The sequence below is a fragment of the Bacillus toyonensis BCT-7112 genome (genome assembly GCF_000496285.1).
Taxonomy (GTDB): domain Bacteria; phylum Bacillota; class Bacilli; order Bacillales; family Bacillaceae_G; genus Bacillus_A; species Bacillus_A toyonensis.
The window spans coordinates 3,496,425-3,519,034 of sequence record NC_022781.1 but is presented as its reverse complement, the minus strand read 5'-3'; the positions used below and the strand labels follow the sequence as shown (position 1 = coordinate 3,519,034).

Annotated in this window: 25 protein-coding genes; 3 read left to right on the top strand and 22 right to left on the bottom strand. The window is 36.9% G+C overall.

Features of this window, described 5'->3' with window-relative positions; genetic code table 11:
• Window position 1: 1 nt before the first annotated feature.
• From BTOYO_RS18010 to BTOYO_RS17990, 5 genes are all read right to left on the bottom strand, one after another.
• On the bottom strand, window positions 2-1,381 hold the full coding sequence (locus BTOYO_RS18010) for a T7SS effector LXG polymorphic toxin (protein WP_000056074.1): 1,380 nt from the start codon (window positions 1,379-1,381) through the stop codon (window positions 2-4).
• A complete protein-coding gene (locus BTOYO_RS18005) occupies window positions 1,378-1,740 on the bottom strand; it encodes a DUF3958 family protein (RefSeq protein ID WP_000373345.1) in 363 nt (120 codons plus the stop codon). Before BTOYO_RS18005 ends, BTOYO_RS18010 begins: the two co-directional genes overlap by 4 nt.
• A 40-nt stretch (window positions 1,741-1,780) precedes the next feature.
• A complete protein-coding gene (locus tag BTOYO_RS18000) occupies window positions 1,781-2,056 on the bottom strand; it encodes a TIGR04197 family type VII secretion effector (protein ID WP_000529667.1) in 276 nt (91 codons plus the stop codon).
• A gap of 160 nt (window positions 2,057-2,216) precedes the next feature.
• Window positions 2,217-2,513, bottom strand: coding sequence for a WXG100 family type VII secretion target (locus BTOYO_RS17995; RefSeq protein ID WP_000918602.1), 297 nt, complete (start codon window positions 2,511-2,513; stop codon window positions 2,217-2,219).
• 250 nt (window positions 2,514-2,763) lie between these two features.
• Window positions 2,764-3,393, bottom strand: a complete 630-nt coding sequence (locus BTOYO_RS17990; protein WP_000913413.1) for a hypothetical protein — start codon at window positions 3,391-3,393, stop codon at window positions 2,764-2,766.
• Between the two features lie 300 nt (window positions 3,394-3,693).
• Here BTOYO_RS17990 and BTOYO_RS17985 point away from each other — a divergent pair, with 300 nt between their 5' ends.
• A complete protein-coding gene (locus BTOYO_RS17985) occupies window positions 3,694-4,479 on the top strand; it encodes a hypothetical protein (RefSeq protein WP_000418483.1) in 786 nt (261 codons plus the stop codon).
• Window positions 4,480-4,660: 181 nt separating this feature from the next.
• On the opposite strand, the gene BTOYO_RS17980 is transcribed toward BTOYO_RS17985, so the two are convergent.
• From BTOYO_RS17980 to BTOYO_RS17930, 11 genes are all read right to left on the bottom strand, one after another.
• Window positions 4,661-5,041, bottom strand: a complete 381-nt coding sequence (locus BTOYO_RS17980) for a BA_1872 family lipoprotein (RefSeq protein ID WP_000771813.1) — start codon at window positions 5,039-5,041, stop codon at window positions 4,661-4,663.
• Between the two features lie 196 nt (window positions 5,042-5,237).
• Window positions 5,238-6,209 (bottom strand): ABC transporter ATP-binding protein, encoded by a 972-nt coding sequence (locus BTOYO_RS17975; RefSeq protein ID WP_000544127.1) that lies wholly within the window; start codon window positions 6,207-6,209, stop codon window positions 5,238-5,240.
• Window positions 6,202-7,194: an ABC transporter ATP-binding protein gene (locus BTOYO_RS17970; RefSeq protein WP_001291165.1), complete on the bottom strand. Its 993-nt coding sequence runs from the start codon at window positions 7,192-7,194 to the stop codon at window positions 6,202-6,204. The genes BTOYO_RS17975 and BTOYO_RS17970 overlap by 8 nt, the downstream gene beginning before the upstream one ends.
• A gap of 26 nt (window positions 7,195-7,220) precedes the next feature.
• On the bottom strand, window positions 7,221-8,072 hold the full coding sequence (locus BTOYO_RS17965; RefSeq protein WP_001065314.1) for an ABC transporter permease: 852 nt from the start codon (window positions 8,070-8,072) through the stop codon (window positions 7,221-7,223).
• 6 nt (window positions 8,073-8,078) lie between these two features.
• Complete coding sequence (locus tag BTOYO_RS17960; protein ID WP_000278782.1) at window positions 8,079-9,029, bottom strand: ABC transporter permease; 951 nt, start codon at window positions 9,027-9,029, stop codon at window positions 8,079-8,081.
• Window positions 9,030-9,206: 177 nt separating this feature from the next.
• Complete coding sequence (locus BTOYO_RS17955; RefSeq protein WP_000823575.1) at window positions 9,207-10,796, bottom strand: ABC transporter substrate-binding protein; 1,590 nt, start codon at window positions 10,794-10,796, stop codon at window positions 9,207-9,209.
• Window positions 10,797-10,978: 182 nt separating this feature from the next.
• Window positions 10,979-11,956 (bottom strand): ornithine cyclodeaminase family protein, encoded by a 978-nt coding sequence (locus BTOYO_RS17950; protein ID WP_000960269.1) that lies wholly within the window; start codon window positions 11,954-11,956, stop codon window positions 10,979-10,981.
• A 168-nt stretch (window positions 11,957-12,124) separates the two neighbouring features.
• Window positions 12,125-13,177 carry a proline racemase family protein gene (locus BTOYO_RS17945; protein WP_002038054.1) on the bottom strand — a complete coding sequence of 351 codons (1,053 nt, stop codon included), beginning with the start codon at window positions 13,175-13,177 and terminating at the stop codon, window positions 12,125-12,127.
• 317 nt (window positions 13,178-13,494) lie between these two features.
• The gene (gene lhgO, locus BTOYO_RS17940; protein WP_000271848.1) at window positions 13,495-14,697 is read right to left on the bottom strand and encodes an L-2-hydroxyglutarate oxidase; all 1,203 of its coding nucleotides are present in this window, start codon (window positions 14,695-14,697) and stop codon (window positions 13,495-13,497) included.
• A 211-nt stretch (window positions 14,698-14,908) separates the two neighbouring features.
• Complete coding sequence (gene glaH / locus BTOYO_RS17935; protein ID WP_000022846.1) at window positions 14,909-15,847, bottom strand: glutarate dioxygenase GlaH; 939 nt, start codon at window positions 15,845-15,847, stop codon at window positions 14,909-14,911.
• Between the two features lie 503 nt (window positions 15,848-16,350).
• Complete coding sequence (locus BTOYO_RS17930; protein ID WP_001225458.1) at window positions 16,351-16,704, bottom strand: DUF3870 domain-containing protein; 354 nt, start codon at window positions 16,702-16,704, stop codon at window positions 16,351-16,353.
• 234 nt (window positions 16,705-16,938) lie between these two features.
• Between BTOYO_RS17930 and BTOYO_RS17925 the strand changes: the two genes are divergently transcribed.
• Window positions 16,939-17,160 (top strand): YflJ family protein, encoded by a 222-nt coding sequence (locus BTOYO_RS17925; protein WP_002038052.1) that lies wholly within the window; start codon window positions 16,939-16,941, stop codon window positions 17,158-17,160.
• A 125-nt stretch (window positions 17,161-17,285) separates the two neighbouring features.
• On the opposite strand, the gene BTOYO_RS17920 is transcribed toward BTOYO_RS17925, so the two are convergent.
• The 3 genes from BTOYO_RS17920 to BTOYO_RS17910 all read right to left on the bottom strand — a co-directional run bounded on the left by BTOYO_RS17920 (window position 17,286) and on the right by BTOYO_RS17910 (window position 20,312).
• Window positions 17,286-18,239, bottom strand: coding sequence for a TRM11 family SAM-dependent methyltransferase (locus tag BTOYO_RS17920; RefSeq protein WP_000064982.1), 954 nt, complete (start codon window positions 18,237-18,239; stop codon window positions 17,286-17,288).
• 240 nt (window positions 18,240-18,479) lie between these two features.
• Window positions 18,480-19,193 (bottom strand): hypothetical protein, encoded by a 714-nt coding sequence (locus BTOYO_RS17915; protein WP_000735161.1) that lies wholly within the window; start codon window positions 19,191-19,193, stop codon window positions 18,480-18,482.
• A gap of 69 nt (window positions 19,194-19,262) precedes the next feature.
• Window positions 19,263-20,312, bottom strand: coding sequence for a M42 family metallopeptidase (locus tag BTOYO_RS17910; RefSeq protein WP_000930090.1), 1,050 nt, complete (start codon window positions 20,310-20,312; stop codon window positions 19,263-19,265).
• Between the two features lie 127 nt (window positions 20,313-20,439).
• On the opposite strand from BTOYO_RS17910, the gene BTOYO_RS17905 reads away from it, so the two are divergent.
• Window positions 20,440-20,619 (top strand): hypothetical protein, encoded by a 180-nt coding sequence (locus BTOYO_RS17905; protein WP_001027088.1) that lies wholly within the window; start codon window positions 20,440-20,442, stop codon window positions 20,617-20,619.
• Window positions 20,620-20,640: 21 nt separating this feature from the next.
• Here BTOYO_RS17905 and BTOYO_RS17900 read toward each other — a convergent pair whose 3' ends face one another.
• The 3 genes from BTOYO_RS17900 to BTOYO_RS17890 all read right to left on the bottom strand — a co-directional run bounded on the left by BTOYO_RS17900 (window position 20,641) and on the right by BTOYO_RS17890 (window position 22,378).
• Window positions 20,641-20,967, bottom strand: a complete 327-nt coding sequence (locus BTOYO_RS17900; protein ID WP_000109210.1) for a nucleoside triphosphate pyrophosphohydrolase — start codon at window positions 20,965-20,967, stop codon at window positions 20,641-20,643.
• A 178-nt stretch (window positions 20,968-21,145) separates the two neighbouring features.
• Window positions 21,146-21,457 (bottom strand): hypothetical protein, encoded by a 312-nt coding sequence (locus BTOYO_RS17895; protein WP_000720138.1) that lies wholly within the window; start codon window positions 21,455-21,457, stop codon window positions 21,146-21,148.
• 132 nt (window positions 21,458-21,589) lie between these two features.
• A complete protein-coding gene (locus tag BTOYO_RS17890; protein ID WP_000454188.1) occupies window positions 21,590-22,378 on the bottom strand; it encodes an enoyl-CoA hydratase in 789 nt (262 codons plus the stop codon).
• Window positions 22,379-22,610: the final 232 nt, after the last annotated feature.

The following is a 22,610-nucleotide window of genomic DNA, read 5'->3' as shown; positions in this document are numbered from 1 at the left end:
GTTAATTAAACCACCCTGCTACTGTTGACCAAGTTTTTTTCGCACCCGTTTTCACCATATCCTTAATACTATCATCTTCACCATCACCATCTAAATCAACATCCCATTTTACACCTTCTGTTAAGTATGTTAATCCTACTGAAATACCGAATCCTGCTGCTGCAACTGCCAAAACTGGCGTAGCAGCAGGAAGAACTGCAACAGTCAGAACCGCAGCCCCTACAGTTGTTGCTCCTCCCACTACAACATTACCAATAATATCTCCTGCAATTTTATCATTCGAGGCATTATTTTTGATATTTTCACTTGTATCCGTATATGAATCTATAGCTACACTAGCCCATCCAAGCTTATCCTTTAAGGCCATTTTAGCTGCGCTTCCTTTTTTTATCATCGCTTCTATTTCTTTTATCTTAGGAGTAGCTGTTCCATTTTCGATTTTCTTTTCGATATCATTTACATAGTAAATCTTATGATCTCTATGCCGTCCATTAACTTTTTTATTATCTTTAACAGAATCATAATTCTCTCTTATAAGAACTCGTTTGTTTTTTCTATCAAATTCTTTTTTTACCTCATAACCATTCCTTACTTTATAAACTGTATTTCCTACTGCAGCTGCACCTGAAAGCGTTCCGAATATATTCCCCATTCCATCTAATGGTACCATCGGATCAAAGCCAGTCATACCTAAAAATGACTCTTTTTTGTCTACTTCACCAGATTCAGAATCCTTATTTAATCTTTCAACTTCACGAGCTTTATCTTCTGTAATTTTTTGAATAGGCCCCGTCCAATCCATATTCAATCCTTGTGTATTAAATGTACCGCTGACGCCACTAAACCCTTTCCCACTTTGGACTTCCGCAAGACCTGTAGCAATACTCGCTGCTAATTGAATTGCTGTACTATAATTATTACTAGAGGTCTGATTGAATTGATACAAATGATCCAGCTTTTCTTGCAGTTTTTGCCTCATAACAATAAAAAGATTTACCATGGCATCCATACCCGGCATTGGCATAGCTTGATTAACAGCTTCCATACTTGTTTTCATTCGGTCAATTTCTCGAATTTGTTCTAATATCTCGTGTTCAATAACATCTGCCTGAGCTACCTGTGATTGAAATTGACTTGGAAAGGCATTGTTTTGTCGGATTAGCTCTTCACATAAGTAAATTATTCCTTGCGCTAGAGGACGAAAGGTTTGTACAAAAAATGCTTTTGCACTGCTATATGTTTGCCCTTGTAACACAGTATCAGTTGCAAAAGCATCAATCGACTGAATGGCTTGTTCCATACCTTGAATGGTGGCCGTACATACAGCGTTCATACTTTGAGTTTGGTTCTGTACTTCTCCCAAATACATATTTAAACTCATGAATTAGCCTCCTTTACTAATTGTTGTTGCTGATATGAAAGGTCGTTTTCTAAATCACTAAGATCTCGTTTCTCTTTAAACAATGTTTCTTTTTTGTTTTCCAATTCAAATGTGACTTTTCGTTCAATATGTTGTGCATCTTGATACGTATTCATAAAAAACTGAGACATTTCTCTATCACCATGCCAAGTTCCTAAAATTCGATCAAACAAACGACGATTTCGACTTCTACATTCATAAAAATCTGCTTCCGCTTGTTCTTGAGCTTGAATCGCAGATTGATTTCGGTCCTGTTCTTCAAATACACTTCGTAACTTTAGATTTAACTCTTTAATTTGATTTTCAATATCCCGATCCATCTTTTTCCTCCTACTATTTTACTTTACGTAGGTTGTCACATTAGCGAAAAGTGTTGTGAAGTTCGTTATCCATTCTCTCAAATTCATTAGATACCGAATGAATATTATCAACCGCTTGTTGAAAGGCAGCGGAAAATTGTTTCGTCAAGTCTAAAACTTGCTGATTCGCTTCTTGTGCTTTGAAGTTAACAGATAATGTTGTACGCGTCGCCTTTGTTATAGAACGACTGGTTGCACTTTGAATCCTATCAGAGGCTGATCCCATTTTCGTAGCAATTTGCGTTGCTGTTTGTAAATTACTTTGAAATTGTCCCATTCTTTCAAACCCTTTCTATAAGTTCTCCAAATGCATCAAAGAAATCTCATAAAATATATATCCCTATCAATATCACTCGCTGGGCATGCAATCAAATGAGCCATACAATATAAGCTGTATGGCTCATTTGAAATGCTTGTTATATAGAGTATGACAATTTTTATTTCAAACCGAAATTACGTGATAATTCTTCATCATGAGAAGCAACGGCCTCTGCAGTTTTATTCAGCTGCATATTAATTTCTTGCAATAGCTGTGCAAAGTTTTGTACTTTTGGCTTTAATTCATTGAACTGTTGATCAAAACCTTCGAAAGCACGACCTTCCCATTCTCCTCTTAATTCATTTTGTAAGTTTTGTAATTGACTTAAAATATCCTCAATTTGATTTGCACCTTGTCCATATCGAGTCGCTTTTGATTTAAGCTCCTCTGGTGACATACGAATTTGTCCAGCCATTTTCATTTCCCCTTTAATACATAATGAGCAAAATATACATTGGTTAATTTTACTAAATATATTATAAAGTATTATTCTGAACTTTTAAACGTTTTATCTTTCTATTGAATATTAGAATATTAATATTCTACTTTTTCTTGCTTTACAAGATTTTATGCAAAAAAGACCACCAAAAGGCAGTCCCTCATAACGAAATTCTGTGTTAACTTATAACAAAAAAGAGGAGCCATCTCCTCTTCATAAATAAACACTATTTAATTTGTTCCTTATACTCATGGTTAACAAGTACATACCATTTTCCTGTATCAAATTTTTCTTTATTAATCACGTAAACTTTACTTTCTCTCATTACCTCCCCTGGTTTTAATCCCTTAGTAATAGTAGAGGTCTCGGCTTTTTCAACCGCATAACTACTAGCTGCCAACACATCACTTTGGTAAGCATTATCATTTTCATCCACTAAATCCACTGATGGTAAAACGGCTAATTTCATCGGTTCGTTTGTGATATTTTTCCCTTCTGCTTCTACAACAATAAAGACATGTCCATCTTCAGGTTTTTGGAATCCTATACTCTCTTTACCAACCTTATCTCTTTCTACAACTCTTTTTACAGTTACATCAAATTTAGGTGTATGAAAATCCTTGTTTACAGCATACTCTTTTTCTTTTATTTTTGATTTCTCTTTTGTTTGTTCTGTATTTTTCTGCTTTGTATTCTCTTTCGTTTTCGTCTCATCAGTTGTTTGCACTTTCTTTTCTTCTTGTTTAGAATTGGTTTCTTTAGATTCTGAAGAAGTTTTGTCGGATGTATTGCCGCAACCAGATAAATTGAATACTAAAGCGCCACCTAAAATACATGTAGTAAATTTTTTCAACATCTTTTTTTATCCCCCAATAACACGATATGTAAATTTCTTACTTATCATAGCAAAAAACACGATCTTAAATTGTTGCATCTTGTCGAATGATTAAGAATAATCAAGTTACTCCACGTCCTCTTTTATTATAAAGGTAAATATAAGTCTATATTGGGGTAGCATCAACATAGACTTATATGCTCTATAAAACCTGATATAATAGGTTTTTACACCCTTAGTGTACAATTTTTAACTTTCGGTAATGTGCCCCCTATTTGAAGGATAATTGAAATATTAAGACCAACTGATAGAGGTGTTTGCGTGGAATTATTTGAGTATTATAAAAAAAAGGGGAAGTTTAAGTGTTTAATTGGAACTGGGCTTTTTCTTTATGGATTAATTGGTATGTATAATACTTGGGGTAATATTAATTGGGGACCAGTAATCTTAATTATTATAGCTTCTCTTGTATTTTTTAGTATTGGATTTTGGCAATTAAGAAAAGGAAATTTACTAGAAAAAAATATAGTTAAAAATGATTTAACATTTTGGGATATTGATACTTATGTTTTGTTAGAATTACCCGGCAATAATAAACATTTAGGTTTATATACTCCTGATGGAAGATATGTAGCAGGAACAAAGATGATTTCTTCAACATTACCTATTTTAAAAAATAAAGAAGGTTTTGGATTGGAAGCAAGTGATGGAGAAATTCTTGCATATTTTCATAGTGAAGTTGAAAATTATGATTGGGCTATTTATGATTCCAATTATAATTGTGTAGGTATGTTTAAAGAAAATATGATACAAGGATTTGGAATGGTACGTGGTTCTTTGATGAGTGAAAAAGAGATAAAAATTTCTGAGATAGAAGTGGAATTTGATTTTTTCGAAACGTCTTTTCGTACAATGGATGATCGTATATTAATAAACTGCAAGAGGGGATATATGCCTTTAGAATGGAGTGAAAGATTTAGCTTAAATGTACCTATTATTAAATTAGGTAATAATATTTCTAATACTGAAAAAATATTTGGTTTAGGTATTCTTCTTTATATTTTAGAAACAATTAAAGTAAGAAAAAGTAGGATTTTTAATGATTAGAATTAAATATTTATATTATGAAATTTATTGAATCTTTTATTAGAGATTACATCGCCGAAAGTGAAATATTGTATATTTTAGAATTACTTTACGTTCACTTCTTGAAATTGATGAGCATTTGTTATGCCAGAACCAACTGGAAATGGAAACGGCAAGCGAGTATACTCCGCTTGCCGTTTTTTCATAGCTTCGTATGTATTTGAATTCCTTTCGCTTTCTCTTCTTCACCCTTCACACGTACAATTAAATCATATGATCCGGATTTTGGCGCTTCAAAAGAAAGCAGACCTTCTTTTTGAGAAGTGACTTCTTCTTCATAAATGACCTTATCGTCTTTTGTGACTTGCAATAAAATCGTACCTTCTTCAACTGCTGCCTCATAAGGAATTTCCACATTTCCTTTTTCAGCTTTAAGCGTTTGTACATCGTAATACCCCTGCAAAGAACCAATTGTTAAAGTCGTTTCGCCATTTTTTTGAACCTTTGTGACTTTTGTTGCTGTATTACATGCGCTTAACAATACAACAAGAGTGAAAATGAGAAATAAACGAAGCAATTTCATAGAGAGTCCCCCTTCCATTAAATATATTAAAGATAAAATATACAATCTAACATATCATTACAATTATAGTTGAAAAATAAGGAAAATTATATAACAGGAAATGCAACTATAAACAATCACTGACCATTAGTCTACAACCAATCCCACACCCCAGCACAAAAGAAAAAAGCACCAGGTCCCCCCTAGTGCTCTCCCTCTAAAACAAATGACAGGCCACCTGATGCCCTTTCGCAATCTCAACCATTTTCGGTACTTCCTGTGCGCATTTTTCAGTGGCGAATTTGCAGCGCGTTCTGAATTTGCAGCCGGATGGTGAGTTGAGCGGGCTTGGAACTTCACCTTGCAGAATGATTCGTTCTTTTCCTGCGTTTGTTGGGTCTGGTTCTGGCATGGATGAGAGTAGTGCTTGTGTGTATGGATGTGCCGGTTTTGTGTATAGGTCTTCGCTGTCGGCAATTTCTACTATGTTTCCTAAGTACATGACTCCGATTCGGTCTGATATGTGTCTTACCATGGATAGGTCATGTGCGATGAATAAGTATGTGACGCCTGTTTCTTCTTGGATGTCTTGCAGCATGTTTACGACTTGCGCTTGGACTGAGACATCTAGTGCTGAGATTGGTTCGTCGCATAAAATGAAGTCCGGTTTTACAGATAGTGCACGCGCGATGCTGATGCGCTGGCGCTGGCCTCCACTAAATTCGTGCGGGTAGCGATATAAGTGTTCTTCTTTTAATCCTACCTTTTTGAGCAGGTCTAATATGATTTCTTTTTGTTCTTCTTTTTCGTAAGAGCCGTGAATGTTCATTGGCTCGCTAATAATTTGGAATACATTCATTGCCGGGTTTAATGATGCGTATGGATCTTGGAAAATGATTTGCATTCGTTTTCGATATTCTTTTAGTTCACTTTCCTTTAAACTTGCGATATCTTTTCCATCAAATAAAACGTTACCTGAAGTGACATCGTGTAAGCGAATGATACTTCTTCCTGTCGTTGATTTTCCGCATCCAGATTCTCCTACTAACCCGAATGTTTCACCCTTTTTAATAGTGAAGCTTAAGTCATCGACTGCTTTTAATTGCTCTGTTTTTCTGCCGAATAGTCCTTTTTTAATAGGAAAATACTTTTTTAAGTTCCGAACTTCAATTAAGTTTTCTTCATGCATGAAAATCACCTACCGCCCTATCGTTTAGCCAGCACATGGAACGTCTTTCGTTTCCGATTTCAAAATATGGTGGACGTTCTTTTTCACAAATGTCCATCGCATGCGGGCAACGCTCTGCGAACGGGCAACCTTGTGGTGGGTTTAATAAGTTTGGTGTTACACCTTGAATCGGAGCGAGTCTTTCTTTTACGCCGTTCGCTATTTTTGGCAGAGAGTTTAATAGCCCTTTCGTATATGGATGATTCGGCGATTGGAAAATATCAAGTACAGGTCCTTCTTCCATAATAAGTCCGCCATACATAACGATAACGCGTGTACAGTTTTGTGCGACTATTCCTAAGTCATGCGTAATAAGAAGTAACGCCATGTTCGTTTCGTTTTTTAAGTTTTTCATTAAATCTAGTATTTGTGCTTGTATCGTTACATCAAGTGCTGTCGTCGGTTCGTCCGCAATGAGAAGGTCAGGGTTACAAGACATCGCCATTGCGATCATAACTCGCTGCTTCATACCTCCGCTTAGTTCATGCGGATATTGTTTCACCCTTTCTTCTGGTGAAGAAAGACCGACTTGTTTTAACAAGTTGACCGCGATTTGCTCTGCTTCTTTCTTTTTCACTTTTTGATGTCGTATAATTACTTCCGTCATTTGCTTCCCAATTTTCACGACTGGATTTAGCGCCGACATTGGATCTTGAGAGATAAGTGAAATTTGATTTCCTCGAATAGAACGCAATTCTTTTTCAGATTTAGAAAGGATGTTTTCATTATGAAAAAGAATCTCTCCTTCTTTCACTTTCCCTGGCGACGTAACGAGAGACATAACGGACTTTGCCATTACACTCTTTCCGCTTCCAGACTCCCCAACGATACCGACTACTTCTCCTTTATTTAAGCGGAATGTAACGCCGCGAACTGCTTCAACTTCGCCACTTTCTATGAAAAAAGAAGTCTTTAAATTTTTCACTTCTAGTAGTTTTTCAGACACGTTTCTCACTCCTTTCACTTAACACGTTAGTTTTCATGTCCAGCTCCTTTTGGCGCGAAAGCTTTCTTAAGCGCTTCACCAATTACGTTAAAACTAAGTACCGTTAAAAGGATAAGAAATCCTGGGAAGAGTGTTAAATACCAAGCTTCACCAATATATCCTTGCGCATTGTTTAGCATGCTGCCCCAAGAAGAATCTGGTTCTCTAATACCTAATCCTAAGAAGCTAAGTGATGATTCCATTAAAATCGATGTCGCAATAGTTAATGTCGCGGCGATTATAATGGTTGATAAAATGTTAGGAATGATATGTCTTACAATTATCATGAGTGATTTTTGTCCTGATACTTTTGCGTATAAAACGTACTCTCGCTCTTTTACAGATAACGTTTCTGCCCTTACGATACGCGCAGTGTCCATCCACGTTAGTAATCCAATAATAAGAACTAACGTCGTAATTCCTGGTTTTAAATACGCATTTAATAGTAGCATTAAAAAGAATGATGGAATTGACATAAGTACTTCAACAACTCGCATTAAAAAGTTGTCTAACTTTCCGCCAAAATATCCGCTAATTGTTCCAACTGCAGTGCCGATTGTAATAGAAACAACCATCGCAAGGAAACCGACTGCAAGTGAAACGCGTCCGCCATATAACGCCCTCGTTAAGTAATCCCTTCCATAATCATCCGTTCCGAAAGGATGACTTAAACTCGGTTCTTGTAAACGATCTGGAATCGACATTTTACTAGGATCGTATGGCGATACGAATGCAAAAATTGATGCGATCGTTAAAACCGAAAGTATAATAACTCCCATTACTACAAACTTATTTTTCGTAAAACTACTTTTTATCGTTTGAAATCTCCTATTATTCATTCCAAATCACCCCCTCATGCGAATGCGCGGATCTACTACGCCATATAAAATATCAGCAATTAAGTTACCGAGAATTAACATGAATGATGATAGTAATGTAATTGCCATGATAATCGGATAATCAAATCTAAAAATAGCATTTACCCCAAGTGAACCAAGTCCTGGCCATGAGAATACTGTCTCCGTAATAAACGCTCCGCCTACTAAACTTGGAATCGATAATCCGAAAATTGTAATGATCGGTATTAATACATTTCGAAGCACGTGATTAAATAACACTGTTTTCTTTGAAGCACCGTACGCATATTGAATTTGTACATATTCTTCTTCTAATTGCTGAATCGTACTTGAACGAATATATCTCATATAAACAGATACGTTTTGGAACGCTAGCACCATGCAAGGTAAAATGCCGTGTTGCACAATATCCCAGACAGAATCTTTACCTACGGTGCGCATACCCATACTCGGAAATAGGTTCAATTTTAAAGAGAATAAGTAGACTAATAGTAGTGCAAACCAGAAAACCGGCATAGAAATACCAACGTATGAAATAAAGTTTATAATGCGGTCAAAGTATGAATTCTTTTTCACACCTGTAAATAATCCAAGTGGTATTGCGATTACGAATGAGACGAGTAAAGATGATCCCATTAACCCAATTGTTGCAGGTAATCTTTCTGTGATAAGTTCCAAAACAGGACGATGATTTTGAAGTGAGTAACCAAAGTTTCCTGTTAAAATGTTTTTCAACCATAAAAAATACTGCACGTAAATGGGTTGATCTAGTCCTAAACTTTTGCGAATACGCTCCACGTCAATTGGACTCATATTCGGCGTGACAAAGTTTCGAACCGGATCCCCTGGCGCTAATTTTATTAATAGAAAAGAAATAATAGAAATAACAAATAAAAGTGGAATTGCATTTAAAAGCCTCTTTGCAATTACTTTATACACAAACTTCCCCCCTCAGGATAAAGCGAAACTTTAATCAGCCTGCACCAATTAGGCTTTAACGGACAATCCGACGACTCCCGCCTTACTTCCTCGCATTCATCGAGTTTTGAGGCGGGAGCCTTACTGCCCGTTAAGCGGGATAAAGAAGCTGATTTCCACCAGCTTCTTTACTGTTTCTTATTTCACTTCATAAATCTTAGATAGATCTTCAAACATTGTGACAGGAATTGCTTTCGCTTCTTTCAATCCATCAAACTTTTTATCTACTGCAATAACTGCTTTCGGATATGCGATTGGTAGATAAGGTACGTCTTCTCTCGCTGTCTCTTGAATTTTATGGTATAGCTCTGCGCGTTTTGTTTTATCTGTTTCAACTGCAGCTTCTTCCCATAACTTATCGAAATCAGCGTTTTTATATCGTGCATAATTGTATTCCGCATTACTTAAGAATAAGCTCTTATATGAATCTGGCTCAGGTCCCATAATGTAACCACCAAATGTAATGTCATATTCTTTATTCTCTTTATCTAAGCCTTTTTCGCTTGCCGCACTAGCATCTAATGCATTTAGTTCAACTTGTAAGCCAACTTCTTGTAATTTTTGTTGTGTATATAGCGCTAAGCTTTCCATAATTTTATTATTCGTTACATACATAACTCGTACTTTTTCTTTATCTTTCACACCAGCTTTTGCTAATAAATCTTTCGCTTCTTTTTTATCATACTTATAGTCTTTAATATCTTTCGCATAATACATAGCGTCTGGCGTTAAGATTGAATTTGCTGGTTCTGCAAATTCACCTGAAACGAATGCTGAGTTAATCATTTCTTTTTTATCTAACGCATGCGCAATTGCTTGGCGTACTTCTTTTTTCTTCATCAAATCTGTATTCATGTTATAAGATAAGTAGAATAATCTACCTTCAGGGAATGTCACCATTGAGAAGTTCCCAGTGCTATCTAATTTCTTAAAGTCTTGCGGCTCAATCATCTTCATGTTGATTTGACCATTTTGCAGTGAAACATTTGCTGTATTACGGTCTTTTACAACACGATATACGATAGAGTCTAATTTAGCTTTACCACCTACATAATCATCGAATCGATCTAATGCAACGTACTCATCTGATTTATACTCTTTAAACTTAAACGGACCTGATCCAACAGGCTGTAAGTTTTTCGTACTCTTCGCTAAATCTGCTTCCCCTTCAAATACATGTTTCGGAATTGGGAAGAAATCATTCATTACACCTTCGAAAGATGCACTTACTTGCGGTAAAACAAATTGAGTCGTTAACTCATCTACTTTTTTCACCTCAAGCGGTTTTCCTTTAAAAATAAAGTTTTCACGACTTGAGCTATTTTGCTTCTCATCTAAAATAGATTGGAATGTAAATGCTATATCGTCTGATGTAATTTTCTTACCATCATGCCATTTTAAATTATCTTTTAATTTCAACGTCCACGTTAATTGATCTTCTGAAGGCGTAAAGCTCTCAGCAAGAACAAACTTTTTCTTACCGTCTTCCATGTGATATAGCGGCGCATATAAAGCTTGCTGCACAGTTAATGACACACGATCATTCGCATAAAGCGGATTCATCGTATCTGGATTATCGCTAACACCAATCGTTAACGCCCCTCCATCTTTCGGATTCCCTGACTTACTAGTGCCCGCTTGCTTCGAAGAATCTTTTTCCCCAGAACAAGCCGCTAATGCAATAAGTAGTATTAGGACAAATGGTAATGCAAATAACTTCCGTTTCATCTTTCGGCCCCCTCGAACTGTTTATACCCATAAGAAAACTCGATTAATTCTCGAGTTTTCTTATAAGTTTTAAATTACCACTACCAGTATATAAAGTCAAACTTTTTTGTAAATGTTGAAAGTTTTAAATCTATTAATAGAAACGAATACCTCCCACAAAAAAAGACCACCAAAAGGCAGCCTCAAAACTCAATCCTATTCCCTATCCCATGCTCCACCGCTTTCTCATACAAATACTTCGCAACGATAATATCTACTACGGCCAAGCCAACTGATTTGAAAATAGTAATCTCTTCCTCATTCTCTCTACCAGCTTTTTCACCGCTTATAATTTGACCAAGTTCGGCGTGTATGTCGCTAGCTTTAAATAAACCTTCTTTTATTGGCACTTGAAGATCGCCCGTTTCTTCTAATGCTGCTTCTTTTGATTCGACTACTACTTTGTTTGCGTTCGCGATGGCGTGAGATGGTAGTTCTTGCATGCTCGGTCTGAATGAACCGACGGCGTTTATGTGGACACCTTTTTGTAGTTTTTCTGAGAAGACTGGTGTGGATGCATTTGTTGTTGTGACGATGATGTCTGCTTCGCTTATCGCTTCATTTGGATTTCTATAAACGTAAGCAGGTTTGCCGAATGTCGTTTGTATATGTTGCGCGAATGCATACGCTTTTTCTTCCGTTCGATTGTATAAAATGACCTTTTCAATATTTCTAACCGCTAATACTGCTTCTGCAATTCCTTTCGCCTGTTCACCGGTTCCAATAATACATAAAGTTTTTGCGTTATGACGAGCTAAATGTTTTGTTGCTACTCCTGATAAGGCACCTGTTCGGATCATCGTTAAGTACGATCCTTCTAAAAGTGCGAGTGGTTCTCCCGTTTGAAAATCTGATAGCATTACAATCCCGTTTATCGTTTTCTTTCCTATCTTTTTGTTCTGCGGGGCGACTGTTACTACTTTTAAGCCGAGCGCCTCAAGTCCTTCCGCTACTGAAGGCATAATTAATGCCGTATTTTGTTCGCTTGCAAATGGTAATGAAGTACGTATTGGTGTGATTGTTCTTTCTGCGGAAAATTCTTGTAAAGCAAGCGCCGCGTATGCAATGACTTCGTTCATATTTACTAAATTTCTTTGTTCTTCTGCGCTTATAACTAGCATATCTTTCCACCTCCTCCTTCTATCCCGTATTAACGGGCAGTAAGACTCCCATCTGAAAATTCGGTTGGACAAAGAAGTTATATGGGAGATCAACTGCCCGTAAAAACCCGATTGGTGTGGGCTAATAATCAATGGAGGATAAACCCCTCCGCTGATTAAAGTTTCACTTTATCCTAACAAAAATCCCCGATTCAAATCATCTCTCGGATCTAATACAAACTGATGAAATCCTGTAATAAATGCCTGCCCGGTTACTTTCGGAACGATTGCTTCATATTGAGCTACCTCTGTTACAGATAATACTTCTCCCACAAAATGACCATCTGTGATACATTCGTGGATAAAAGTTTCTCCCTTTTGTAAGGCACCTTTTTCAAAAAGAGTTGCGAGTCTCGCAGAAGTTCCTGTGCCGCAAGGAGAACGGTCTACTTGCCCGTCAGCAAAGATTGTCACATTTCGTAAAGTAGCATCTTTTTCTTTCGGTTCATCTGAGAAAATAACACCGTATATTCCTTTTAAACCTTCTTCCAATGGATGTTTTACTTCCATTTGACTTTCAATATCATGTTTAATTTTTCCGCCCCACGTTTGAATAGCAGGTAAGTCTTTGAAATCGACTTTCAAACCAAATTCTTTACTATCCACTACAGCATAAAAGGCTCCACCAAACGCGATATCTACTTGAAATTCATAGTTATCTATTTTGATAGGAACGTCTTTTTTATATACAAACGAAGGAACATTTTCAAATGATACTGACTCTACTTCACTCCCGTTAAACTTTGCGTACGCAATAACTTCCCCGGCAGGGCTATCAATAATGAATTTTTGCTTTTCACCAGTCACTTCAAACATACCTGTTTCAATTCCTACTGTAATAACAGCAATAATGCCGTGGCCGCACATCGTACTCCAGCCTTCATTGTGCATAAATAAAACACCAAAATCAGCGTGAGCACTTGCAGGCGGTGTAACGATACAACCATACATCCCGTGATGCCCTCTCGGTTCATACATAAGAATTTCACGAAGGTGATCCAAATGTTCCATACAGTATGCGCGTCTTTCTAGTTGCGTTTCTCCCTTTATCTCTGGCACGCCGCCCGTAATAATTCGAAGCGGTTCCCCAGCTACGTGCGCATCAATAGTTGTGTATATTTTGCTAACCTTCATTTCTATCTCTCCCCTATATATTAATACTATTTTCATTGCAAGTATCATGCCAACGGATAGAGTATAAAGTGAAACTTTAATCAGTAGGGAGTTTGTCCATCCCCGACTGATTATTAGCCCACACCAATCGGGCTTTTACGTGCAGCCCGATCCCCACCTAATTTCTTTGCTTTCGCTGAATTTTGAGGCGAGGGTCTTACTGCCCGGCGAATAGCGGAATAAATCTGTATACATTTTTCAAAAAAACATACACTACTGTCTACTTTTTTATACAGTAAACAGTTGGTGACTATTAGCCTCCAATTTAGCCCCACACTCACCATACCTCATAACAAAAAAATCCCCCGAAAACCCTGGGGGATCCATCAAACCCTCACCGCCACCACATCCGGCACTTGCTTAGCAATTTCCTCACCAATCTTTATACTTGCCGTTGCAGCTGGAGATGGTGCATTACAAATATGTAGAGAATTGATGCCAGGAATAATGCAAAAGTCATCAACCATATTTCCGTTTGATAAAATAGCTTGTGCCCTTACCCCTGCATGTGTTGGCACGATATCTTTCTCTGTTAGTTCTGGTATGAGGCGCTGTAAGCTTTTTAAAAATGATTGTTTACTAAATGAGCGCACCATCTCTTTTATGCCTTCTTTCATATTTGGCATCGCCATTTTCCAAAAGCCTGTGTATGTCATTGTTTCCATGAAGTCTTTCATATTAAAGTCCGTTTTCGTATAACCTTCGCGCTTGAAGCTTACTACTGCGTTTGGTCCTGCATGTACGTCTCCGTTTATCATTCTTGTAAAATGAACACCTAAAAACGGGAATTCTGGGTTTGGAACTGGATAAATTAAATGTTTTACAAGATGGCGTTTTTCTGGGACAAGTTCGTAATATTCACCACGAAACGGAACAATTTTCATATCAGTTAATATACCTGTCTTTTTCGCAATGCGATCACTATGCAAGCCAGCGCAGTTAATGAGAAATTTCGTTTTAAATGTGCCTTTGTTTGTCTCAATTGTTACAGCATCTTTTTTCTCAGTAATACGCTCTGCGGTTGTTCCTAAGTGTACTTCACCGCCGCTTTCTTGAATTAAGCGAGCAAATGCATAACTGACTCCTTTATAATCAGCAATCCCGCAAGAAGGAACACGGATGGCCCCTAGTCCCTTTACATGAGGTTCAATTTCAGCTAATTCTTCCTTATCTATTTTTGAAATGTGTAAATCGTTTTGTAAGCCTCTCTCATATAAGTTATGTAAAAGAGGAAGTTCTTCTCTTTCTGTAGCGACAATTACTTTTCCGCACATGTCATAAGCGATGTCATTTTCTTTACAAAATTGAACCATAGCTGCATTTCCTTCTTTGGCAAACTTCGCTTTATAACTCCCTGGTTTATAATAAATGCCAGAATGAATTACTCCGCTATTATGTCCAGTTTGATGGTGTGCAAGTTCCTTTTCTTTTTCAATGATCGCGACTTTCGCACGAGGGAATTTTTTCGTTAAAGCCATTCCAGTTGATAGACCAACAATTCCTCCGCCAATAATTATAAAGTCATACACTCTAATTCCCCCTTAATCGTATAAAGTGAAACTTTAATCAGTGGGGTTTCGTCCATCCCCACTGATTATTAGTCTTCACCAATCGGGCGTTTACAGGCAGTTAATCTTCCACCTAACTTCTTTGCTTCAGCCGAATTTTAAGGTGGGAGTTTTACTGCCCGGCAAATAGCGGGATAAAAGGCAGGTCTATTCAAAAGACCTGCCGTACATATTATTTAGAAAAACAACCGCGCTGACGCATGAGTTCTCTATATAAATCTTTATTCTTCTCAAATGCAGCTCTTCCGTGCATCCAAAATAAATTGTTTAAAAGAACTAAGTCACCAACTGGTAATTTTAATGCATGTGTTGCCTGTGAGTTTTCAACTGAATAGGATAAGTCTTTCAAATAGTTTGCTTGTTCCATATTATCTGGATAAGCGAACTGATCAATAAAGCAAATACATGGTGCGTTATTTATATCAAAAAACGTTTCACGATAGACGATTTCTTGCGCATTTTTACTTGGTGGTGCTTTATACGTAATTTTAACAGATGCGAGTGAATGGTTTCTAAATTTTTGAAGATCTTCCCAATCGTCTAAATGTAGTAAACGAGATTCTCCTCCTACTGCATTTTGCTCTTCCATTTTCATCATAAGAAGCCAATCTGTCGGTTCATCAACGAATGTACCGTCCGTATGAAGTGTAAACAATCGGTACGCTTGACGAAGGTAAGAATCACTACTATCCGTATCTTTCACATTAAATCTTGCATAATACGTTCCTGTCATTGCATCGAAGTTTGGTGCCCCAATTAAATGTGTTATTGCTGTTGCAAATTTCACGTAATCTGCTGGATCTGCCGTTTCACCTTGCACCCCAATTGTAAATCCGCCCGTTTCACGGTCATGAATAATGCCGCGAATGTTATCCATAAATGATTGCCCAAAAATCTTTCTCATTCCATCAGCAAGATTAAACCGTGAATACGGAATGTATTGTAATGACTGCTCTGAATGCTCTTTTACCTCTTCAAAAAACTGCTTAAGCAATTGCTGATTTAACATAATATGATATAAACGTTTATGCTCCGGATGAGGAATAATTTCATAACCCTCATATTTTTTTGCAAACTTCATCTTCGTACTTTGTTCTGTAATAATCGACATTTCAATTCCTCCCTAAATGAAATATGAAGAACGTATTGACGCTTTTTACAGACAGTTATCCTTATCTTCTTATGCCGAGATTTGGTCTTACTGCCCTAACAGCAAAAAGCCAGTCATACGCACCACGACAGAAAATCGTAGAAACGTACAACTGGCTTATCATTACGAGTGTCTTTAATCTCTTAAAGTACAATAATAATAGACAGTTCATATGAAAACATGTGTAAACAGGAAAACAAGATCGAATTTAGAGAAGGCTAATTTCTCGAATGGATCTTATTAATTAAATAATAATTCTAAATATTATAACTGTCAATTCGTTTTTTATTATTTCCTCGACATACTTTACACATTTTATAAATCCCCTTTTTTCGCTTCTTGTTTTACAACTTGAATTTCTTTTCACGTATTCATCTTACTTACTCCCAAATAAAATAAGCCAGTCGCATCTCTTTAAAGGAAATACAACTGGCTCTCATTTATCGTTATAAACTAGACATTGATTATAAATTTGTTTCCTCGTACTCTTCCACAGGCTTTTCATCATTTAAATAACTTACATATTGGCGATGCAAATCTTTGACCGCACTGACGATAGCATTTTGCGCTTTTCCTTGATAATGATCTGTAATATCTTGCACAATTTCTTCAATACCATCTCGTAAACTATGTCCTCTTAAAATTTGGGCGACGAAGCCTCTCCCGTGCTCTGTTGCAAGCGTACATGACGCTTCAATAATGACATGATATTTATGATCTGCTTCAATTGTAATTGTTAACGTTTCGTACATACTGCGAACCGCCATCCCTTTCGGAAGTCTCGAATGTCCAGCCATGAAAAAAGTTCCTTTGCGCATATTTCACCCTCCGTTACTATGTTAAAAGCCAGAAAAGCATCGTATACAGCTGCATTGAATTTTATTTACTCCCCTTATCCTTCTAGCTCGTACTCCTGCTAAAGAAGCTCAAGTGGAAAGAAGCTACTCTCTTCATTTTCAAATATAAATCCGGGCTTACAGCGAGGCTACTCACTGCCATCCGATACTAAATTAATCATAATATAAATAAACTGAATATTCAATATTAATTTGATGAGAAAGTTCCAAATCCCCACAACATATACTGTTCAAAAGAAAAAAGGAAGTGGTCTCATGTATTACGGAACAAAAGGCTGGTACGTAGCTGAACTTAAAAAATTAGGTGTCCGCTATCATGAAGGACGAAAACTAGAAAGTTACCGCGGACACGTATTGCGCAATTTATTAATCGTACAACAAGAGAAAACGAAAGAAGAGGAATCTAACATCGATTGATTCTCGAAATATATTAGCGGTTCAACATAGTATATCGACTTATCGACAAATCATCTCCCCATTCCACCAACCAATCACACATTCATACAAACCAAAAAGGCCACCCTAACGGGTGACCTTTTTTCTTATTCACAAACAAGAATTTGTCTAGAAAATGATCCTTTTCTTGTGATACAGCGGTCTGTAATTTCAAATCCCGCTTCATGAATCATGTCGTCCATTGTTTCCATCGTGACAACGACTACTTTTTTTGCGATACGGCGCGCACTTGAAAGAATCGAGAGTTGATCTTCTGGTGTTGCGTGCGTAAATAGGTCGTATGGCATATCGATAATTGCGACGTCGTAGTTCTCAGTAATTTCTTCAATTGGGCCTTTTGTTACTGTTCCTTCAAACCCGAAATGTGCGATGTTTTTTCTCGTTCCAAGAACTACAAGTGGATTTATATCTCTACCAACGATGTTAATCCCCATAGAAAGTGCTTCTACCACTACTGTTCCAATGCCACAGCACGGGTCAATTGCTCGTACTCCATCTGGGTTTGGTACAGCGATATTTGCGACAGCTCTAGCAACACGTGTGCTCAGTGATGTCGAATAGCTATGCGGTTTTTTTATGTGATGATACCAAACTGGATCACTTTCTACATAGTGCCCGAAGTACCAACGTCCTCCAAGAGGAACAATCCCGAATACGCGCTCTGGATTACGAACGTCTGCTTCTCCTTCAATATGCATACCGAGGTCTCGTTCAATAAGGCGTCTTTCCCCATATTCAATTTTATTTTCTTTACCAAGATCATTGATTTTAACGAAGATAACTTTGAATGTCGCTCCCGCTAAATCAATTTGTTCCACTTGTTCTAAAATGCTTTCTAAGTCGTCCCCTTCATACATAACCTCAACGCGCTCTTTAATAAACGGACTTCTACTCGGAGCAATCTTGACTTCACTTTTCAAAATATTAACGTGAGACTCCATCCCAAAGAACGAGCGCATTTCCAAGTAACATAAAGCACGCTCCTCTTCGCGAAACGCATACGTATATATACATGCAGGTGTTTTACTATGATTACTCAATCTATTATCATCCTTTATCGTTTAAAATTGTTATGATCACAATTACTCGAATATTTTTGTATATAAAATTAAATGATATCATATGCCGGAAATAAAGAGAAACCTTTCTAAATCCTTTCGCAAATAAAAGAGACTGCCTATTGGCAATCCCTTTATTTTTATTAACAGAAAGAAGATACATTCTGATCTTGTTCTTCATAGCAATCTAGCATACTACCATAAGTTGCTTCTCCTAATGTATCATTTGAAATTGTCCTTAACATATACATTCCCTTCCTCCAAAGGAAGCTTTTTCTGATCAATCCGTTTCGCTTTTCCCGTTTCAAGATCGGTTTGGAAAGTTGAAAAATACCACATTCCTTCTCCATTATCATAATTCCCAATAAGAAACTTCCCTTTATTTAAAGCTTTAAAACAAGTTCCTGTAATACCAAAATCATCTTCATCAATTTTCACTTCGAGCACTTTCCCTTTATGAATGTAAAAAGCTTTCACTGTTGAAAAATTAGAAGACTCACGTTGCAGTGCTATGAAAAAATCTGGTGTACCTTTACTTACAAATCCATTTTTTCTAGACGTATTAAATACAAACTCTCCAATTTTCGCCTCTTGCAAATATAATGTCGCGCTTGTAGATTGTAAGGCAAGCTGATATTCACCTTTATATATTTGATCCCCTTCTTGTGCACCAACCCAAGGTTCTTTTTGCGTTTCATGTTGTTCATTATTCGAAAAAACATGCAAAGTATACGCTTCTCCCTCAGTAGAATTCATTAAAACAGTGTAGCGACTTTGCACTTGTGGATTTATTTGTGAACCTTGTATTTTTCTACTCTCTTTTTTATTCCCCTGGGTATCCTCTACCTTCGTCACTACTTTTTCATCTGAACCTTCTTGAGCACATCCACTTAACATTAAACTTACAACGATACTCCCCATCAATAATTTTTTCATCTTGCCCCCCTAAATGAAAAGCTGATTAAAAATAATATTTTTAATCAGCCCACTTTATTTTCTATGAAATTAGTCTTCAATTAAATTAGACATTACATACGCATATACTAATGATTCTGTATGTGCAATGGAACTCTCATGCGTACGTTCAAAAGCGTGAGAAGAATCAATACCGGCTCCAATTAATGCATGTTTCACATCAAATCCAGCGCGAATCGCAGCTGATGCGTCAGATCCGTAGTACGGGTAAATATCTACTTTATATTCAATATTGTTCGCTTTCGCAAGTTCAACTAAATGTTTACGTAATGCATAATGGTATGGACCACTAGAATCTTTTGCGCAAATAGATACTGTATATTCATCAGATGTTTGTCCATCACCTAACGCTCCCATATCAACTGCTAAATATTCTACAGTTTCTTCTGGAATGTTAGAGTTTCCACCGTATCCAATCTCTTCATTATTAGAAATTAAGAAATGCGTCGTATATGGTAATGTTACATTTTCATCTTGCAATCTTTTAATTAATTTTAATAGAATTGCTACGCTTACTTTATCATCTAAATGACGTGATTTTATGTATCCACTCTCTGTAATTTGAACGCGTGGATCAAATGAAACGAAGTCTCCTACTTCAATTCCTAATTCGCGTACTTCATTCGCAGAAGAAACACGCTCATCAATACGAACCTCAATATTTTTCTCATCGCGTTTCGCTTCACCTGCATCTTTATATACGTGTACAGATGTTTGATGCATTAAAATCGTTCCTGTATACGCCTTACCGCTTGACGTTTCAATTTCGCAATATTCCCCTTCTACAGAGTTCCAGCGAAATCCGCCAATCATAGATAAACGAAGACGACCGTCAGATTTAATTTCTTTTACCATCGCACCTAACGTATCAACATGAGCAGTTAATAAACGATGTTGATCATCATTTTTCCCTTTTACCGTTAAAATAAGAGCGCCTTTATTATTACGCTTCGTCTCTACGTTCCACTCACTCACATAGTTTTCAATGAAATTAATAATTTTCGCCGTATTTCCAGATGGACTCGGAATAGAGACAAGCTCCTTAATGAGTTCCATCGTTTCTTTCGTATGATGTGCCATTGTCGTTTCCTCCTCATTTTCTCTATTATTCAGTATACAAAATTTGCTATGAAACCTCTACTTATATGGTCTAATTTTCTAAATTATAGTAAAATTCTCTTTAGTATGTAAAAAGGAGCTACAAAATATGAATATATCAAAAAAATATATACACATTGCACTCATTTGGTTTTTAGCATCATTACTTTGTTTACAAGTTTCTTATGCCGTTCATACTACTACTTCTATTACAATCGGCTGGGGATTAACGGCTATCTTCTTCATTATTAGCTTCATTGCAGCAAAAAAGCATAGCGTTAGTGAGTAACGCTATGCTTTTCCTATAAAACTATTCTTCTGAAACATCTAATAAATAAATCCCTCTTTCAAATCCACCGTGCTCTTCTTTTTTTTGCTTACGAAGGCGTTCTACGTCTTCAATTGTTGCTCCTTCTGCACGCGCTAATGACATAATCACTTCCAGTGCATCCGCAAGAGAATCTAACGCATGTTCACGCTCTTTCATAGAAGCAAATTCACGAACTTCTTCCGTTCCAATTTTCGCTAAAGCTTGTATGTATGCTTGGCCTGTTAATTTTTGTGCTGTATATGTTTTTCCAGACATTAATATTTTCTCTGGAACACGGTCTCTTACTAACTTGTTATAAGTTGACATCATTCATCCTCCTATGTTCAATAACACCCGAGCTCTGCTTTATCCCGCATTAACGGGCAGTAAAACTCCCACCTCAAAATTCAGATGGGGCAAAGAAGTTAGGTGGGAGATCAACTGCCCGTAAACGCCCGATTGGTTCAACTAATAATCAGTGGGGGATGAACAAACCCCCCACTGATTAAAGTTTCACTTTATAGAAAAACCACTCTTTTTTCACACACGCACTTAACATATCAATTCCTGATCCGTGCGCCCTTACATGCGGGAAGAAATAGTGCTCTGATTTTTCTTCTTTATTACCATATAAAGTTTGGTACTCATCTGGAATCGCTTCTTTTTTCACATCTTTTTCTTTCGTCACCCCGCCAGAAAACGCAACACTTGGATGCCCTTCAAAAAATAATGCAGTTCGTACAGCCATAGATGGTGTACTGTGCAAAGCATAATATACAAACAAAATTATACCGGTAATACCTATAATTTTTTTCATGTATGACTCCTAAAAAAAAGTGCTAACACAATTATACTAAAATGTGTTAGCACTTTCTCCCTTTTATCCCGAATTAACGGGCTAATAATCAGTAGGAAGTGAGCAAAATCCCTCACTAATTAAAGTTTTACTTTATTCCCCTTTAAATGCTGGTAGACGTTTTTCTAAAAACGCAGCAATGCCTTCTTTATGGTCAGCTGTTTGTCTCATCGCATATTGACCGCGTTTTTCAAGCTGCAGCGTCTGTTCTAAATTAGAGCGATTGACTTCACATAAAATTTGCTTCGTTTGAATCATCGCCTTAACCGGTTTTTGTAACCATTCATTAATTTTTTGTTTCACAGCTGTTTGGAAGTCCTCGCTGATTACTTCATCAATTAAGCCGATATCTAACGCTTCTGTTGCTGATAATTTCTTGCCTTCCCAAATAATTTGCTTCGTCATATTTTCACCGACGCGCTTTTGTAGGAAGAAATGACCGCCACCATCTGGAATTAAAGCGATTCCAATAAAGTTCATCGCAATAACTGACGATATATCTGCCATCACATAATCAGCAGTTAATGCAATACTTAATCCAAGACCAGCAGTTGGTCCATGAATTGCACTAATCACAAGCTTCGGCATCGTATATAAAGTTACAACGACTTCAGAAATGGTATTCATAATACCGTCAAACTTGCTTTCATCATTACTTGAAAGCATCGATTTAATATCCCCACCCGCAGAAAAACCACGGCCGTTCCCGCATAGCACAACAATATGCGCAGAACTCTCCGCTACTTCTTTCAACTTTTGTAATAGCTCTTTTAACGTTGGCTCATCTAATGCATTTAACACTTCTGGGCGATTGACCATCACCGTTGCTACGCTTCCTTCATATTTCACAACCACAGATTCTGTTTTACTCGTTACTTCCATCATATACCCCTCTTTTCTACATAAAGATTATACTTATATAATTATAGAAAACAGGTAAAAAATCCTTCTTTTTTCTTAATTTTCTGTCTAATAATCTCGCAATTTGTATATATCCTGTATAAAACATACCATTTCGTTAAAAAATATAGCAATCAAAGTCGTTTTATCCATACCTTTCATCTATCTATCATTACAATGAAATAATGTCTTCTTGCATGTACTGCTTAAAAAC